Here is a 1310-nt window from a genome sequence, read left to right as displayed (position 1 = left end):
CAATGGTTCGGACAAATTTAGAGGAGAAATAGACAAGAAAGCCATCGACCGCTTAAGGTGCTGATGAATGAAATCTAGTACCGGGTCGATAGCGCTATGGAAATTGTACAGAGCTTGTTGAAGAAAGTGGGGATTGTGAACCAACCTCAGAGGAAAGTATTGACGATGCTGTTCGCGACGATTGTGATTGCCTGTGGAAAGGTGAACTTTACGAATTTAAGCCGCTACAGCCCGATGAGTGAGAAAACGTATCGACGAGCGTTTGCGAAGTCCTTTGATTATGCTTCATTCAACGCGGGCGTGATCCAAGCGGCGACATCGGAGGCAGCGACTCTGATTGCGGTGATGGATGCCTCATTTATCGCCAAGAGTGGCAAAAAGACGTTTGGGCTTGACCTGTTTTACAACGGCAGCCACAGCCGAGTCGAAAAAGGATTAGAGGTGTCTTTAGTGGGGGTCGTGGATGTCAAGAGTGAAGTGGGCTATGCGCTGCTAGCAGAACAGACGTTTGACCAAGCGGCTTTTCCTGAACTAACGCGGATGGACTACTATCGGTATCACCTGGAACTTGCCCGCCCTCACCTACCGCCTCAAGTGCAATATTTGGCGGTCGATGGGGCGTATGCCAAACAAGCGTTCGTCACGGGAGCCGTTGCTCTGAATCTGCACGTCATCAGCAAGTTGCGGCGCGATGCCAATCTCGCGTTCATCTTCGAGGGCAAGCAAAAGGTCTGCGGTGCCAGACGCAAGTATGACGGCAAAGTGGATTTAGCTGACCTGCGTCGCTTCAGTTGGGTGACTCAACTGCAACCGGGCGTTGACCTCTACACCCAACAGGTCTGGCATCGTTCCCTCAAGCGCCCGATTCGACTTGCCGTTCTCCAAGACACTCGCAAGCCTGACAAGACGGGCACGGTCATCTTATTCTCAACCGACCTGACTCAGAGCGCCCAAGACATCTACCACTTCTACAAATTACGCTTTCAAATCGAATTTCTTTTCCGCGATGCCAAGCAGTTTACCGGACTGAGTGATTGCCAGTCGCGCCAGAGCCAAAAACTCGACTTCCATTTCAATGCCAGTTTCACGGCTCTCAATCTTGCCAAACTGGAGGTTCAGCAGCAGCAATTAGGCAATCACCCCTTTGTCTTCTCCATGGCAAGCGTCAAGCGACGGGCGCTCAATGACCATCTACTCGATACCTTTATTTCAAAGTTAGACCTCTCCCCAACTCAGATTAAATCCCATCCCAACGACCAGACCCTACGCTCTTACGGCATGATCGCTGTTTGATTTTGTCCGAACCATTG

1 protein-coding gene is annotated in these 1310 nt (G+C 50.9%); it reads left to right on the top strand.

Annotation, left to right across the window (positions count from 1 at the left end; genetic code table 11):
• The first annotated feature begins 165 nt into the window (after nt 1-165).
• Nucleotides 166-1293 (top strand): transposase, encoded by a 1128-nt coding sequence (locus tag ACJ2PR_RS35985; RefSeq protein WP_446880653.1) that lies wholly within the window; start codon nt 166-168, stop codon nt 1291-1293.
• Nucleotides 1294-1310 lie beyond the last annotated feature (17 nt).

This window comes from Phormidesmis sp. 146-33, from assembly GCF_052939515.1.
The sequence above is the reverse complement of the archived record's forward strand: the minus strand, read 5'-3'. Positions and strand labels throughout refer to the sequence as shown.